This window comes from Paracoccus sp. TRP (assembly GCF_000185925.1).
GTDB lineage: Bacteria > Pseudomonadota > Alphaproteobacteria > Rhodobacterales > Rhodobacteraceae > Paracoccus > Paracoccus kondratievae.
The window spans coordinates 21,683-37,224 of the sequence record NZ_AEPN01000011.1 but is presented as its reverse complement, the minus strand read 5'-3'; the positions used below and the strand labels follow the sequence as shown (position 1 = coordinate 37,224).

At 62.4% G+C, this 15,542-nt stretch carries 13 protein-coding genes; all 13 read left to right on the top strand.

Annotated elements, in window-relative coordinates; genetic code table 11:
• Positions 1 to 23 precede the first annotated feature (23 nt).
• The 13 genes from PARACOCCUSGL_RS0108845 (at position 24) to iolD (ending at position 15,539) form a co-directional block, all read left to right on the top strand.
• A complete protein-coding gene (locus PARACOCCUSGL_RS0108845) occupies positions 24 to 1,061 on the top strand; it encodes a GlxA family transcriptional regulator (protein ID WP_040601911.1) in 1,038 nt (345 codons plus the stop codon).
• A 69-nt stretch (positions 1,062 to 1,130) separates the two neighbouring features.
• Positions 1,131 to 1,934: a DUF72 domain-containing protein gene (locus PARACOCCUSGL_RS0108840; protein WP_010395435.1), complete on the top strand. Its 804-nt coding sequence runs from the start codon at positions 1,131 to 1,133 to the stop codon at positions 1,932 to 1,934.
• Between the two features lie 123 nt (positions 1,935 to 2,057).
• Positions 2,058 to 3,089 (top strand): LacI family DNA-binding transcriptional regulator, encoded by a 1,032-nt coding sequence (locus PARACOCCUSGL_RS0108835; protein ID WP_010395433.1) that lies wholly within the window; start codon positions 2,058 to 2,060, stop codon positions 3,087 to 3,089.
• Between the two features lie 224 nt (positions 3,090 to 3,313).
• Complete coding sequence (locus PARACOCCUSGL_RS0108830; RefSeq protein WP_010395432.1) at positions 3,314 to 4,255, top strand: sugar ABC transporter substrate-binding protein; 942 nt, start codon at positions 3,314 to 3,316, stop codon at positions 4,253 to 4,255.
• 70 nt (positions 4,256 to 4,325) lie between these two features.
• A complete protein-coding gene (locus PARACOCCUSGL_RS0108825) occupies positions 4,326 to 5,837 on the top strand; it encodes a sugar ABC transporter ATP-binding protein (RefSeq protein ID WP_010395429.1) in 1,512 nt (503 codons plus the stop codon).
• 12 nt (positions 5,838 to 5,849) lie between these two features.
• Complete coding sequence (locus PARACOCCUSGL_RS0108820; RefSeq protein ID WP_010395428.1) at positions 5,850 to 6,860, top strand: ABC transporter permease; 1,011 nt, start codon at positions 5,850 to 5,852, stop codon at positions 6,858 to 6,860.
• Between the two features lie 13 nt (positions 6,861 to 6,873).
• Positions 6,874 to 7,794 carry a sugar ABC transporter substrate-binding protein gene (locus PARACOCCUSGL_RS0108815; RefSeq protein WP_029371881.1) on the top strand — a complete coding sequence of 307 codons (921 nt, stop codon included), beginning with the start codon at positions 6,874 to 6,876 and terminating at the stop codon, positions 7,792 to 7,794.
• 5 nt (positions 7,795 to 7,799) lie between these two features.
• Entirely contained in the window at positions 7,800 to 8,918 is a 1,119-nt protein-coding gene (locus PARACOCCUSGL_RS0108810) for a Gfo/Idh/MocA family protein (RefSeq protein WP_010395423.1), read from the top strand.
• A gap of 7 nt (positions 8,919 to 8,925) precedes the next feature.
• Complete coding sequence (locus tag PARACOCCUSGL_RS0108805; RefSeq protein ID WP_010395421.1) at positions 8,926 to 9,828, top strand: sugar phosphate isomerase/epimerase family protein; 903 nt, start codon at positions 8,926 to 8,928, stop codon at positions 9,826 to 9,828.
• A gap of 2 nt (positions 9,829 to 9,830) precedes the next feature.
• Positions 9,831 to 10,841: a Gfo/Idh/MocA family protein gene (locus tag PARACOCCUSGL_RS0108800; RefSeq protein WP_010395418.1), complete on the top strand. Its 1,011-nt coding sequence runs from the start codon at positions 9,831 to 9,833 to the stop codon at positions 10,839 to 10,841.
• A gap of 9 nt (positions 10,842 to 10,850) precedes the next feature.
• The gene (locus PARACOCCUSGL_RS0108795; protein WP_010395416.1) at positions 10,851 to 11,657 is read left to right on the top strand and encodes a TIM barrel protein; all 807 of its coding nucleotides are present in this window, start codon (positions 10,851 to 10,853) and stop codon (positions 11,655 to 11,657) included.
• A complete protein-coding gene (gene iolC, locus PARACOCCUSGL_RS0108790) occupies positions 11,654 to 13,561 on the top strand; it encodes a 5-dehydro-2-deoxygluconokinase (protein WP_010395414.1) in 1,908 nt (635 codons plus the stop codon). The genes PARACOCCUSGL_RS0108795 and iolC overlap by 4 nt, the downstream gene beginning before the upstream one ends.
• Positions 13,562 to 13,697: 136 nt before the next feature.
• Entirely contained in the window at positions 13,698 to 15,539 is a 1,842-nt protein-coding gene (iolD, locus tag PARACOCCUSGL_RS0108785) for a 3D-(3,5/4)-trihydroxycyclohexane-1,2-dione acylhydrolase (decyclizing) (protein WP_010395412.1), read from the top strand.
• Positions 15,540 to 15,542 lie beyond the last annotated feature (3 nt).

Below are 15,542 nucleotides of genomic sequence, written 5' to 3'. Positions count from 1 at the left end.
CGGGCGAAAGACGGGTGAATCACGTGCCGCAATCTGTTGCCGAGGAAAGCGAACGCTATATCGCGCGGGGCATTGCCCATGTGAAGATTCCGCCCCCCTCGCGCCCGCCGGTCACGGTGTCTTTCGTGTTGATGCCCCGCTTTACCATGCTGGCCTTTACCTCGGCCATCGAGCCTTTGCGCGCCGCGAACCAGATGACCGAAAAGGTGCTGTTCAAATGGCGCGTGCACAGCGAAAGCGGCGCGCCCATCGCCTGTTCCAACGGGGTGCCGGTCGTGCCCGATGCACCGCTTTCCGAGGCAGGCTCATCCGATTACGTCCTTGTCTGCGGTGGGGTCGAGCCTGACGCGGGCTGCAGTGCTGAACTGACTGACTGGCTGCGCAAGCAATGGCGGCACGGCGGCACAGTCGGCGGGCTGTGCACCGGCGCCTATGCCCTGGCGCGGGCGGGCATCCTGAACGGCCATCGTTTTACCCTGCATTGGGAAAATATCCCGAACTTCACCGAGAAATACCCCGATCTTTCGCCCGAGCGGCGCATCTTTTGCATCGACGACCGCATCGTCACATGTGCCGGGGGCGTCGCCTCGGCAGAGCTGGCGCTGAAGCTGATCGAAGATTACTACGGTGCCGAGCTAAGCCAGGCGGTGATGAACATGTGCCTGCTGGGCCAGATCCGCCGGGGCGAGGAAGAGCAGCTCAGTTCGCTGTCGGTCCGTCTGGGCACGCGCAACGACCACCTGATCCGCGCTGTCGCCTATATCGAGGCCCATGTCGAGGATGAGATCGACCTTGGCGAATGCGCGCGCCATCTTGGCATCTCGCGCCGTCAGCTTGAGCGGCTGTTCCAGCGCTATCTGGACACGACGCCGCTGCAATATCTCAACCGGGTGCGCTTGCAGCACGCCCGTTCGCTGCTGACCGAGACAAATCTTAGTGTCATGCAAGTGGCGGTGGCCTGCGGTTTTGGCTCATCTTCGTATTTCTCGAAGGTGTTCCGGACGCAATACGGCGTTTCGCCCTATAAATTCTCGCTGACGCGGAAACGCGCCGCAGATTGAAGGCAAGTTTCGGACAGCGCCCCTCTCTGAGCTATGATCCCCTGAGTCGCACAGATGAAGGGGCATGGTATGGACAAGGATATGGCGGGCAGCATCCGCATTGGCATCGGCGGCTGGACCTATGAACCCTGGCGCGGCAGTTTCTATCCCGAAAGCCTGCCTCAGCGGCGCGAGCTGGAGCATGCCAGCCGCTCTTTGACCTCGATCGAAATCAACGGGACCTATTACGGCTCGCAAAAACCTGACAGCTTTCGCAAATGGCATGACGAGACGCCGGAAGGTTTTGTCTTTTCCCTGAAGGCGCCGCGCTATGCGACCAACCGCAAGGTGCTGGCCGGGGCGGAAGAGACGATATCCCGCTTTTTCTCTAGCGGGGTGATGCTGCTTGGCGACAAACTGGGCCCGATCAACTGGCAATTCATGGCGACCAAGAAATTCGAGCCCGAGGATTTTGAGGCTTTCCTGAAGCTTTTGCCCAGCTCGATCGACGGCAGGACACTGCGGCATGTGGTCGAGGTCCGGCATGAAAGCTTTCGCACCCCCGAGTTTCCCGGCTTGCTGCGCAGATACGGCGTGGCGGCGGTGGTGGCAGCCGACGGGCCCTATCCGCAGATCGCCGATCCGACCGCGCCCTTTGTCTATGCCCGCATCATGGGCACGACCGAGGATCAGCCGCTGGGTTATGATCCGGCATTGCTGGACCTTTGGGCTGATCGGGTCCGAACCTGGGCCGCGGGCGGCCTGCCCGAGGGGCTGGACTATGTGGGGCCGAGTGCAGCCTTGGGCCCGCGCGACGTCTATCTATACGTCATCAGCGGTCACAAGGCGCGCAACCCGCAGGCGGCGATGGCGCTGATCCAACGCCTGGGCTAGGGGGCCTTTGCTTGCAGGCATGATCGCACCGAACCTGACGGAAGATGGTCTGATGGCTGTCTGACGGGCATTGCATTTTTGACAGAAGTCCATCACGATTCACCTCATAGCTATGAGGTGAGTATGACGGGACGCCCGACGATCGAAGATGTAGCCAAAGCTGCCGGAGTCAGTGTTGCGACGGTGGATCGGGTGCTGAACGGTCGTGCAAAGGTGCGGGAGGAAACGGCCCGCAAAGTTTCGGAGGCGGCCGAGGCAGTCGGCTATCACGCTGCCCCGGCGATCCGGGCGCGGGCGCTGGCGCATATGCCCGAGCTGCATCTGGGTGTCGTCCTACAAAAAGAGCGACATGCCTTTTATCAGGATTTTGCCGCCCGGATCGAAGAGGCGGCACGTCAGGACCCTCTGCATCGCTGGCGGCTGACGGTGCGCTTTTCCCCCGGTCAGTCACCCGCCGATTTCGCCGAAACCATTGCCGGGATGGCTGGCAAGGTGCAGGCCGTCGCCGCGACCGGCGTTGACCATCATGACGTAACCTCGGCCGTAACCATGCTGCGCGCACGGGGAATTCCGGTGTTTTCGCTGCTGTCCGATTTTGCGCCCGGTGTGCGTGAGGCGTATCTGGGCACCAACAACCTTAAGACCGGGCGCACGGCTGCCTGGCTCATGCATCGCATCATGCGTCGTCCGGGAAAGCTGGCGCTGTTCATCGGCGGCCACCGGTTTCACGGCCATGACCTGCGCGAGACGGGTTTTCGCAGCTATTTTCGCGAATATGCGCCGGAGATCGCCTTTCTTGACACGATGATCAACCTTGAGACGCGGCAGCTGACTTATGAGACGACGCTGGACATCGCCGCCCGTCACCCTGATCTTGCTGGCATTTATTGCGCCGGCGGCGGGATGGAGGGTGCCATTGCCGCAATCCGCGAATTGGGTCTTGGCGGCAAGGTGGCGCTGATCGTGAACGAGCTGACCCCGGAATCGCGACAAGGGCTGATGCAGGGCGTGGTTTCAGTCGTGCTTGCGACACCGTTGCAGCCGTTGGCCCATGATCTGTTGGGTGCAGTCGCTCATGTGTTGGAACATGGCATGGCCGAAAATCCCGGCCAGCGCTTTGTCACCTCATTGGTTGTCACCCCGGAAAGTCTTTAGGCAAGATTATGATGGAAAAACATCATAAGTGCGCCATTTTCTATCATTCATGATGGAAAATCTTTCTCAAAAAGTTTGACCAGAATCGCTTTCTGAAGGAAACCTTTCATCACGGTTCGCAAGCAGAGGGAATGCGGGCTGTTCATGGATCGGAGGCCGGCGCCTGCCGGGCGGCCCGCGATTGCGCGGGCCAGCGGCCTGCGGAACCGATTGGGAGGACAAGAATGAAAGTATTTCTGTTGACCACTGCCTGTGCCATCTCGGTTTCGGGCGCGGCCATGGCCGAGAATATCGGCGTGAGCATGGCGTTGTTTGATGACAATTTCCTGACCGTCCTGCGCAATGGTATGCAGGAGCACGCCGCCTCGCTTGACGGGGTAACCATTCAGATTGACGACGCCCAGAATGATGTCGGCAAACAGCTGAACCAGATTGAGAATTTCGTTGCCTCGGGTGTCGATGCGATCATCGTGAACCCGGTCGACACCGATGCGACCGTGGCGATGAGCGCGGCGGCCCAGAATGCCGGTATCCCGCTGGTCTTTGTGAACCGTGAGCCGGTCAACCTGGACAGCCTGCCGGAAAATCAGGCCTTTGTGGCCTCGGACGAAAAGGAATCCGGCACGCTTGAGACGCAGGAAATCTGCCGCCTTCTCAAGGAACAGGGCAAGACCGAGGCCCGGGCCGTGATCCTGATGGGCGAGCTGTCGAACCAGGCGGCACGGATGCGCACGCAGGACATCAAGGACGTGATCGCCACGCCCGAATGCAGCTTTATTACCATCGCTCAGGAACAGACCGCCAACTGGCAGCGTACTGCCGCGACCGATCTTGTCACCAACTGGCTGTCGGCCGGGACCGAATTTGACGCGATCATCTCGAACAATGACGAGATGGCGATCGGCGCCATTCAGGCACTGAAAGCGGCTGGCCGCTCGATGGATGATGTGGTGATCGGCGGTATCGACGCGACTCAGGATGCGCTGGCGGCGATGAAGGCTGGCGATCTTGATGTAACGGTTTTTCAGGATGCGGCGGGGCAGGGTGCCGGTGCGGTTGATACCGCGCTGAAGCTCGCCCGCGGCGAAAAGGTCGATCAAAAGGTCTATATCCCGTTCCAGCTTGTTACGCCGCAGAACGTGGACGGGTTCCTTTCCAAGAACTGATGCTTGCGGCGGGGCGGCGCCGGTTTTGCGCGCCCGCCCCGTCCGACCATGCAAGAAGGGGGAAAGGTCGATGCTTGACCGCACCAACGCCTGGCAGGGCGAATATATCCTGGAAGTGGATAATATCACCAAGGAATTTCCCGGTGTTAAGGCTTTGGACGGGGTGCAGCTGCGCATCCGTCCAGGCACTGTCCATGCGCTGATGGGCGAAAACGGGGCCGGTAAATCGACCCTGATGAAGATTATCGCCGGCGTCTATACCCCTGACGGTGGCGAGGTGCGCTTTGCCGGCCAGCCGCTGAATGTCAGGACGCCTCTTGATGCGCTGAACTCGGGCATCGCCATGATCCATCAGGAACTGAACCTGATGAACTGGATGACGGTGGCCGAGAATATCTGGATCCGGCGCGAGCCTTTGAACCGGCTGGGTCTTGTCGATCATGGCCGCATGCGGCAGATGACGGCGGACCTGCTTGGACGGCTCAACATCCGTTTGGACCCTGATCAGCAAGTCAGCGAACTGACCGTCGCGCAAAAGCAGATGGTCGAGATCGCCAAGGCCGTCAGCTATAACTCGGACGTGCTGATCATGGACGAGCCGACCAGCGCCATCACCGAAGCCGAGGTCGAGCATCTTTTCCAGATCATCCGCGACCTGAAATCGCGCGGTATCGGCATCGTCTACATCACCCACAAGATGAACGAGCTGTTCGAGATTGCGGATGAATTCACCGTATTCCGCGACGGCAAATATGTCGGCACCCATGCCAGCGCCGATGTGACCCGCGACGACATCATCCGCATGATGGTCGGGCGCGAGATCACCGATATGTTCCCCAAGGTCGATTGCCCCATCGGCGACACCGTCCTTGAGGTGCGCAACCTGACCCTGCCGGGCGTGTTCGATGATGTCAGCTTTCACGTCCGCGCGGGCGAGATCTTGGGCATCGCCGGGCTTGTCGGCTCGAAACGCTCGAATGTGGCCGAGGCGATCTTTGGGGTTCATCCCGCGCCCATCGGCGACATTCTGATCGACGGGCGGCATGTACGCATCACCTGCCCCTCGGACGCGATGGCGCATGGCATGGCCTTCCTGACCGAGGACCGCAAAGAGACGGGCTGTTTCCTGATCCTCGACTGTCTTGAAAACATCCAGTCGGCGCTGATCACCCGCAACCACGTCAAAAACGGCTTTATCGACCGCAAGACCATCACCGCAAAGGCCGAGGAAATGGCGCGCAAGCTGCGGGTCAAGACCCCAAGTCTGCACGAAACGGTCGAGAACCTGTCGGGCGGCAACCAGCAGAAACTGCTGATCGCGCGCTGGCTGCTGACCGAGCCGCGCATCCTGATCCTTGATGAGCCGACGCGCGGGATCGACGTGGGCGCGAAATCCGAGATCCACCGCCTGATCACCAATCTGGCCGCACAGGGCGTGGCCGTCATCATGATCTCGTCGGAAATGCCCGAAGTGCTGGGCATGAGCGACCGCATCATGGTCATGCATGAAGGTCATGTGTCGGGCTTTCTCGACCGGGCCGAGGCTGATCAGGTCAAGATCATGTCGCTGGCCGCCAAGTAACAAGAGGACACCATGTCAGACGCAAGCATGGCCACGCCGCAGCGCCGGCACCGCCCGATGATGGCGGAATTGAACATCCTTCTGGTTCTGGTCGGGATCTGCCTGACCTTTGAAATTCTGGGCTGGATCACACAGGGTCAGTCGTTTCTGGGCAACTGGCAACGGCTCTCTATCATGATCCTGCAGGTTTCGGTGGTGGGCATCATCGCCATCGGGGTGACGCAGGTCATCATCTCGGGCGGGATCGACCTGTCCTCGGGCTCGATCGTCGGGGCAACCGCGATGATTTCAATGAGCCTTGCACAGGCTGCCGGATATGAACGCGCGGTCTATCCCGACCTGACGGGTCTGCCGGTGATCATCCCGGTCGCGGTCGGTCTGTTGTTCGGCCTGATCTGCGGCATGATCAACGGTGCACTGATCGCCTATACCAAGATCCCGCCTTTCATCGCCACCCTGGGCATGATGGTGACGGCGCGCGGCTTTGCCAAATGGTACACCAAGGGTCAGCCGATCAGCTTTCCCTCGGACGGCTTTGCGGCCATCGGCCGGGGCATGATGCCGGTGTTCATCTTTCTTGCGGTGTCGCTGATCTTTCACATTGCGCTGCGCTATACCCGCTATGGCAAGTTCACCTATGCGATCGGTGCGAACCCGCAGGCCGCCCGCGTCTCGGGCATCAATGTCGAACGTCAGCTGGTGCGCATCTATGCCATCGCCGGGCTGTTGTCGGCGCTGGCGGGGATCGTGGTTGCGGCGCGCGGCCTGACGGCACAGGCCGGCATGGGTACGATGTACGAACTTGACGCCATCGCCATGGCCGTGATCGGCGGCGTGTCGCTGACCGGCGGGCGCGGTTCGATCCTGGGCACGATGATCGGCATGGTGATCTTTGGCGTCATCATCTCGGGTTTCACCTTCCTGCGGCTCGACGCCTACTATCAGGAAATGATCAAGGGCGTGATCATCGTCGCGGCGGTCGTCGCCGACGTCTATCGCCAGAAAAAACGCAAGAAAGTCTGAGGGAGGGGCAATGATGAAAAGCCTGACCGCGATGGCGCTGATCCTTGGGCTGACCTCTCCGGCATGGGCCGGAGAGACCCGGATCGGGGTCGCCATGACCAGCTTTGACAACCCGTTCCTGACCATCCTGCTGAACGGCATCAAGGATCAGGCGGGCAAGGACGGCGCCGAACTGATCCTTGAGGATGCGCAGCTTGACGTTGCCCGCCAGCAAAATCAGGTCCAGAACTTTATCGCCAATGGCGTCGATGCGATCATCGTCAATGCCGTCGATGGCGCGGCGACCCCGGCGATGACGCAGGCGGCCGTCGATGCGGGCGTGCCGCTGGTCTATGTGAACCACCCGCCGATCAACCACGAAGCCCTGCCCGAAGGGACCAGCTTTGTCGGCTCGAATGAGATCGAAAGCGGCACCATGCAAACGCGCGAGGTCTGCAAGCTGCTGGGCGGCAAGGGCAATGTGCTGGTGCTGATGGGTCCCTTGGAAAACGAGGCTTCGGCCGTCCGCACCCGCGATATCGAAGAGGTTATCGCCACTCCGGAATGTTCGGGGATGCAGATCGTCGACAAGCAGGTCGGCAACTGGAACCGCACGCAAGGTCAGGACATCACGACCAACTGGCTAAGCTCGGGCGTCGCATTTGATGCGATCATCTCGAACAATGATGAGATGGCGATCGGCGCAATTCAGTCGCTCAAGGCTGCGGGCGTCGCCATGGAAAAGGTCGTCGTCGCCGGTATCGACGCAACGCCCGACGGGCTGGCGGCGATGCGGGCCGGGGATCTGGACGTGACCGTCTATCAAAACGCCACCCGTCAGGGTGAGGTCGCCGTCCAGACAGCCTTGGCCATGGCCCGTGGTGAAAAGCCTGAACGCAACATCTGGGTGCCCTTCGAACCCGTCACCCCCGAGAATATCTCGAACTACGAGTAACCAGCATGACCGCAACGCAAAAGTCACTCGGTGTCGCCCTGATCGGCACCGGGTTCATGGGAAAGTGCCATGCGATGGCCTGGCGCAATCTGGCCACGGCCTTTGGCGGCATGCCGCCCCGGCTTGAGGTGCTGGCCGATACGCCGGCCGAACGGGCGGCGGAACTCGCCTCGGCCTTTGGCTTCGCACGCGGTACCGGCGACTGGCGCGCGGCGGTGACCGATCCGGCGGTCGATGTCGTCTCGATCACCACGCCGAACGGGAGGCACCGCGAGATGGCCGAGGCGGCGCTGGCCGCTGGCAAGCATGTCTGGCTGGAAAAGCCGATGGCCCTGACCGTCGAGGATGCCGAGGCGATGGAGACTGCCGCCCGTGCCGCGGGCCGGGTAACGATCCTTGGGTATAACTACACCCGCTCACCCGCGTTCCGCGCTGCCGCTGATCTGGTGGCGCAGGGTGCGATTGGCCGTCCGATCCATTTCCGGGGCGTCTATGACGAAGATTACATGGCCGACCCCGAGCTGCCCTGGAGCTGGCGGCTGACCCGGGCCGAGGGCGGTCTTGGCGCGCTGGGGGATCTTGGCTGCCATCTGGTCTCGGTCATGCTTGCGCTGATGGGGCCGGTCGCGCGTGTGCAGGCGCAGATGGATACGGTCGTGACCGAACGCCCGCATCAGGGCGGTACCGCCACGGTCGAGAATGAGGATCAGGCACAGGCTCTGATCCGCTTTACCTCGGGCGCCTCGGGCGAATTTTCATGCTCGCGGGTGGCGCGTGGCTATCGCTGCCGTCTTGCGTGGGAGGTGCATGGCACCGAAGGCACGCTGCGTTTCGATCAGGAGCGGATGAATGAGCTGTGGCTTTATCAGCCCGGGCAGGCCGAGACCGACGGTTTCCGCCGCATCCTGACAGGTCCGGCGCAGCCTGGCTTTGCCGCCTTCTGTCCCGCCGCGGGCCATAACTTTGGCTTTAACGAACAGAAGGTGGTCGAGGCCGAGATGCTGCGTCAGGCCATTGCCGGCGGCACCTCCGCATGGCCCGATTTCACCGCCGGTCTGACGATCGAGCGGATCATTCACGGTATGGCGCGCTCGGCCCGCACCGGCCAGCCCGTCTTATTCTGAGGACGTCATGAAAATTGCCATCGACCCCTTCATGCACCGCCATCTGCCGCTGGAGCAGATCCCGGCCAAGGTCAAAGAGCTTGGCTTTGACTGGATCGAACTGTCCCCGCGTGGCGACTTTCTGGAATGGTTCAAGGCCCCGCGCGTCTTTCCCGACCGCATCAGGACGCTGAAAAAGGCACTGAAGGATGCGGATGTCGGCATCGCCAGCCTGCTGCCCATGTATCGTTGGGCCAGCAATGACGAGACCGAGCGGCAGGCCGCCGTCCGCCATTGGAAGCGCGCCATCGAAATCGCCGTCGAGCTGGGCGTAGATACCATGAACAGCGAATTCGGCCGCGGCCCGCATCCCGACAAGGGCTCGTGCTACTGCTGCCATACCGGCAGCATGATCGAAGCGTGTGAGGATGCCTGGTGGCGCTCGATGGAAGAGCTGGTCCCGGTCCTTGAACGTGAAGGGATCAGCCTCAACATCGAGCCCCACCCCGAGGACTGGTGTGAGACGCTGCAACCCGCGCTTGATATCATCCGCACGGTGAACAGCCCGCGTGTCCGGTTCCTGTATTGCGCGCCCCATACGTTCTATTTCGGCGATGACACCCGGGCGATGCTGCGCGAGGCTGCCGATGTGCTGGCTCATGTCCATGTCGGCGACACCTTCAACCATCGCGCCAGCTCCGGTCTGCGCTACATCATGAACCCGCCCGGGACCCAGGCGCGTATCCACCAGCATCTTGATATCGGTCAGGGCGAGGTGCCCTGGGACGACTTTTTCGCCACTCTGGCCGAGATCGGTTTTGACGGCATCATGACCGCCTGCGTCTTTGCCTGGGAAGACCGCGCAGACGAATCCGGCAAGTTCATGCGCCGTGAAATGCAGCGCTACATCGACACCTATTGGAGCAAATGACAATGACCCTGAAGATCGGAGTGATCGGCACCGGTGCCATCGGCCAGGACCATACCCGGCGCATCAATGAGGTGCTTGCCGGCGCGCGGGTCACGGCGCTGAATGATGTCAACCGCGCCAATGCCGAAACCTGCCAGCGCCAATATGCGCCCGAAGCGCGCATCTTTGACGACCCCCATGCGCTGATCCGCGACGCGGATGTCGATGCGGTCCTGGTTTGCTCCTGGGGCCAGACGCATGAGGAATATGTCCTGGCCGCCGTCGCTGCCGGCAAGCCCTGTTTTTGTGAAAAGCCGCTGGCCACCACCGCAGAAGGTGCGCGCCGCATCGTCGAGGCCGAACAGGCTGCTGGCAAGCGGCTGGTGCAGGTCGGCTTCATGCGTCGCTATGACCCGGGCTATGTCGCGCTGAAAAAGGCGGTCAGCGAGGTCACCGGCGCGCCTTTGATGGTTCATGCCGCGCATCGTAACCCGCGGGTGGGTGAAAACTATGTTACGCCCATGGCGATCCATGACACGCTGATCCATGAAATCGATGTGCTGCGCTGGCTGCTTGATGACGATTACACCAGCGCCCGCGTTTTCTTTCCGCGCAAGAGCCCGCGCGCCCATGAAAAACTGCGCGATCCTCAGGTCGTGGTGCTGGAAACCGCAGGCGGCGTGGTGATCGACGTCGAGATCTTTGTGAACTGCCACTACGGTTACGACATCCAGTGCGAGATCGTGGGCGAGGACGGCATCGCCCGCCTGCCCGAGCCGATGGGCATTCAGACCCGTTCGGGTGCGGTGCTGGGCCAGCCGATCCTGATGGATTGGAAGGATCGCTTTATCGACAGCTATGATTATGAACTGGCCGATTTCCTGAAAGCAGCCGCGCAGGGTACCGCAGCAGGGCCGACCGCATGGGATGGCTATGTCGCCGCCGTGACCGCCGATGCCTGTGTCGCCGCGCAAGAGGCCGAGGGTCAGGCGGTCAGCATCGACCTGCCCGTTCGTCCCTCTCTTTACGCCTGAGGTCCGGTCATGCGCTTTGCCCTGAACCATATCGTCGCTCCGCGTCTGTCGCTGGCGCAGTTCTTTGCCCTTGCACGCAAGCTTGACTGCTCCGAGGTCGAGATCCGCAACGACCTGCCCGATGTGACTGGCAAGAACCCGGCCGAGGTCGCGCGGCTGGCAGGTGATGCCGGCCTGACCATCCTGTCGGTCAACGCGCTTTACCCCTTTAACCGGTGGAGCGACGATCTGGCCAGCCGCGCCGGGCGTCTGGCAGATTTCGCGGCCGGGGCAGGGGCCAGGGCGCTGGTGCTTTGCCCGCTGAACGATGGCTCCCCGATCGCGCATTCCCGCACGGTCGAGGCACTGGACCGGCTGCGCGAAATCCTGCAGCCTCGCGGCCTGACCGGGCTGGTCGAGCCGCTGGGCTTTCCGCAAAGCTCGCTCAGGCGCAAGGCCGATGCCATAGCCGCGATCACCGAGGCCGGAGGGTTCGAGGCGTTCGGCCTGCTGCATGACACCTTCCACCATCATCTGGCGGGGGAAACCGAATTCTTTCCCCATCGCACCGGGCTTGTGCATATCTCGGGCGTGACCGATCCGGCCCTTGCGGCCGATCAGATGCTTGACCCACATCGCGTGCTTGTCGATGGCGACGACCGGCTTGAAAATGTGGCGCAGCTGCGCGCGCTGCTGGCTGATGGCTATGACGGTCCGGTCAGCTTTGAACCCTTCGCGCCCGAGGTTCACGCCCTTGATGATATCGAGACGGCGCTGCGCGAAAGCATGGCGCTGGTGCGGCAGGCAGTTGGCCAGGCTCAGGAGGCAGGGGCATGACGCATCGTCTTGACATTATCACGATTGGCCGCAGTTCAGTTGATCTTTATGGCGCTCAGGTCGGCGGGCGGCTTGAGGACATGCGCTCCTTTAACAAGTATATCGGCGGGTCTCCGACGAATATGGCCTGCGGCACGGCGCGTCTGGGGCTGCGCTCGGCGCTGATCACCCGGGTCGGTGATGAGCATATGGGCCGCTTTATCCGCGAGGAACTCATACGCGAGGGTGTCGATGTGCGCGGGGTCAAAACCGACCCCGAGCGGCTGACGGCGCTGGTCCTGCTGGGCATTCGCGACGAAGAGCAGTTCCCGCTGATCTTTTATCGCGAGAATTGCGCCGATATGGCGCTGAGCGAAGAAGATATCGATGAAGCCTTTGTCGCCGAGGCCCGTTCGGTCGTCGCGACCGGCACCCATCTGAGCCACCCGCGCACCGAGGCTGCGGTGCTCAGGGCGCTGCGGCTGGCACGTCAGCACGGGGGGCAGACGGCGCTGGATATCGACTATCGCCCGAACCTCTGGGGTCTTTCGGGTCATGGCGACGGCGAGAACCGCTTTATCGCAAGCGACAAGGTAACGGCCAAGCTGCAGGCCCATCTGCCGCTGTTCGATCTGATCGTCGGCACCGAGGAGGAATTCCACATCGCCGGTGGCTCGACCGACACGCTGACGGCGCTGCGCGCGGTGCGTGCACTGACGCCGGCGGTGCTGGTGTGCAAGCGCGGCGCGGCCGGAGCGGTGGCCTTTGAAGGCGCGGTCGAGGGCTGGGACAGCGGCGTGACCGGTCCGGGCTTTCCGGTCGAGGTCTTTAACGTCCTTGGTGCGGGCGACGGGTTCATGTCGGGTCTGCTCAAAGGCTGGCTTGATGGCGAAAGCTGGTCACGGGCGCTGGAATATGCCAATGCCTGCGGGGCCTTTGCGGTCAGCCGCCATGGCTGCACCCCGGCCTATCCAAGTCTTGATGAGCTGAAGTTCTTTCTTAAGCGCGGTATACGCGAGCGGGCGCTGCGCAAGGACGCAGAGCTGGAGCGGGTCCATCGCGCCACCAATCTGCCGCCGCTTGAAGGCGATATCCGCGCCTTTGCCTTTGACCACCGTATCCAGCTTGAAGAGCTGGAGGGCGCGACGCCCGAACGGATCGGTGCCTTCAAGCAGCTTTGCCTGAAGGCGGCACTGGAGGTGCAGGGCGGCCGTCCTGGCTATGGTATCCTTTGCGACGACCGTCTGGGCCGGCAGGCGCTGCATGCATCGGCAGGTACCGGGCTTTGGGTCGGGCGGCCCTGCGAATGGCCGGGCTCGCGTCCCCTGCGGCTTGAGCCCGATCTGGGCGCGGCCTGTCAGGGATTGTCGGAATGGCCTGCGGGTCAGGTGGTCAAGGTGCTGTGCTTTTGCCACCCGGACGACGATGCTGCGATGCGTGCCGATCAGGAGGCGACCATTACCCGGCTTTACGAGGCGGCCAGGGCCAATGATCTGGAGTTCCTGCTGGAGGTCATCCCCTCGAAGGTCGGGCCGGTCGATGACGGCACCACGGCGACGCTGATCCGGCGCTGGTATGAGATCGGGGTCTATCCCGACTGGTGGAAGCTTGAGCCTTTGCAAAGCGATGCTGCCTGGCAGCAGGCGGTCGCAGTGATTGAGGAATATGATCCCTGGCTGCGCGGCATCGTCGTGCTGGGGCTGGACGCCCCTGAGGGTGAGCTTGCGGCCAGTTTTGCCAAGGCGGCGCAATATCCGCTGGTTCGCGGCTTTGCTGTCGGGCGGACGATCTTTGGCTCGGTGGCGCGCGACTGGCTTGTCGGGCGTTGCGACGATGCCGGGGCGGTAGCCGAAATGGTCAGTCGCTATGGGCGGCTTTGCGCGCTTTGGGATCAGGCCCGGACGGGCGCCGGGGTCGCTGCATGAGCGGGGTGAGGCGCGGCTGCAGGGGAGGGGCTCTGCCCCTCTTGGCCTGCGGCCAATTCACCCCGGGATATTTGGGCACGAAAGAAGCAGACAGGGCGCGCGCCATGGGCACGGGTCCGCGCCAAGGAGAGAAGGCATGAGCGAGACGATCCGGCTGACCGCAGCCCAGGCCATGGCGCGCTGGCTGTCGGTGCAGATGACCGAAGAGGGCGAGCGTTTCATCGAGGGTGTCTGGGCGATCTTTGGTCATGGCAATGTGGCGGGCCTTGGTGAGGCGCTGCATGGCATCGGCGACGCGCTGCCGACCTGGCGCGGCCAGAACGAACAGACCATGGCACATGCTGCCATCGCCTATGCCAAGGCCAAGAAGCGACGTCGTGCCATGGCGGTCACAAGCTCGATCGGGCCGGGGGCAACCAATATGGTCACTGCAGCCGCGCTGGCCCATGTCAACCGCCTGCCCGTGCTGTTCATTCCCGGCGATGTCTTTGCGGGGCGTCGTCCTGATCCGGTGTTGCAGCAGGTCGAGGATTTCGACGATGGCACGGTCAGCGCCAATGACTGTTTCCGCCCGGTCAGCCGCTATTTCGACCGTATCCAGCGTCCTGAGCAGCTGTTGACTGCTTTGCCGCGCGCGCTGCGGGTGATGACTGATCCGGCAAATTGCGGGCCGGTCACGCTGGCCTTTTGTCAGGACGTGCAGGCCGAGGCTTTTGACTGGCCGCTGGGGTTCTTTGAGCCGAAAGTCTGGCATATCCGCCGGCCTGAACCCGATGCGGGTGAACTGGCCGAAGTTACGGAGCTGATCCGTGCTGCGCGTGCGCCGGTGTTCGTCTGTGGGGGTGGGGTGATTTATTCGGGGGCAGAGGCGGTGCTGGCGGATTTTGCCTCGCATCACGGTATCCCGGTGATCGAGACCCAGGCCGGCAAATCGGCTTTGGCCCAGGCGCATCCGATGAACTATGGCGCTGTCGGTGTCGATGGTTCGGCGGCGGCGAATGCGCTGGCGGCCGAGGCGGATCTGGTTATCGGCATCGGCACCCGGTTTCAGGATTTCACCACTGGCTCCTGGGCGCTTTTTGCCAATCCTGCCCGACGCCTGGTATCGATCAACGTTCAGCCCTATGACGCGGGCAAGCATGGCGCGACCGCTCTGGTCGCGGATGCGAAGGTCGCGCTGGAGAAGCTGGGCGCGCTGCTTGGCGATTATCGCGCCGGCAACGCCGATCCCAGGCTGCGCGCTGATTGGCTTGCGGCGGTCGATGCCCATTGCGCCGCACCTGCCGAGGGGAATGCGCTGCCGACCGATGCTCAGGTCATCGGCGCGGTTCAGCGTGCGGCACCCGAAGCAATCGCCATGTGCGCGGCTGGCACCATGCCCGGGGCGCTGAAGCTGCTGTGGCAACCCTCGCAGGGCGGTTATCATATGGAGTACGGCTATTCCTGCATGGGCTATGAGATTGCCGGGGCCATGGGGCTGAAGCTTGCTTTGCCCGACCGCGAGGTGGTCTGCTTTGTCGGGGATGGCAGCTATATGATGGCCAACAGCGAGTTGGCGACGGCTGTGATGCTGAAGGTGCCATTTACCGTCGTGCTGACCGATAACCGTGGCTACGGCTGCATCAACCGGCTGCAGATCGCCTGCGGGGGGGAAGAGTTCAACAACATGTATGTGGACTGCAATGTCGAAGAGCAGCCGCAGATCGACTTTGTCGCCCATGCTGCCTCGATGGGGGCACATGCGGTGAAGGCGCAGGGGATCAGTGATCTTGAGGCCCAGATCGCTGCGGCACGCGGGCGCAACATTCCCACGGTCATCGTTATCGACACCACCGCCGAGCCCGGCCCCGGCGATGGTCTTGCCGGTGCAGGTCACTGGTGGGACGTCGCCGTCCCCGGGGTCGGAGCATCTGACAAGCTTAGGGCGGCTCGCGAACAATATGAAACCTGGCTGCAAAAACAGCAGATTGCGAACTGAGGT